Annotated in this window: 1 protein-coding gene; it reads left to right on the forward strand. The window is 61.0% G+C overall.

What is annotated here, in order from left to right; genetic code table 11:
* Positions 1–90: 90 nt before the first annotated feature.
* The coding region (locus EOD15_RS35380) for a hypothetical protein (protein WP_210212230.1) at positions 91–474 on the forward strand (384 nt) is incomplete at its 3' end.

Genomic DNA, 474 nt, shown 5'->3' on the forward strand with positions numbered 1-474 from the left:
GTGCTTGACGACCAGGACGGCAGGAAGTTTCGGGCCAGAAAGTACCGATAACGCCAACAACAACGCATCCCATCTAACGAGGATCGAAGAATGAACGAGAAGGACAACAGCGGGTCAGTTTTAGACATGCTCACGAGGGAGCAGCGGAGCGAGCTTTTCGCGTGGGCCGATCAACAGCCGTCATCCCCGGGTAAATCAATCGACCTGATGACGTGGCCGGGTTGGGACAGCTTTCTTTCGGCGCGCTTCATTGAAGTGACTACCCGGCCCGGCCGAATGGCTGACCGGATCGTTGTCGGCAGTGAAGCGAAGCCTGCCGCGCTGGACGTGGCTAAGGCCGTATTGCTTGCCGGTCACGTGTCGCCCAAGCCGTCCGAAGCCCGCGAGGCGTTGCGGGTGCTTGTCTCCGAGCTGGCCTACCAATGGGATGTATTGCCCTGTGGCGCGCGCCGCTGGGCGGAAGCTGTGGTCGGG

It is taken from the genome of Mesorhizobium sp. M7A.T.Ca.US.000.02.2.1, from assembly GCF_003996995.1.
Taxonomy (GTDB): domain Bacteria; phylum Pseudomonadota; class Alphaproteobacteria; order Rhizobiales; family Rhizobiaceae; genus Mesorhizobium.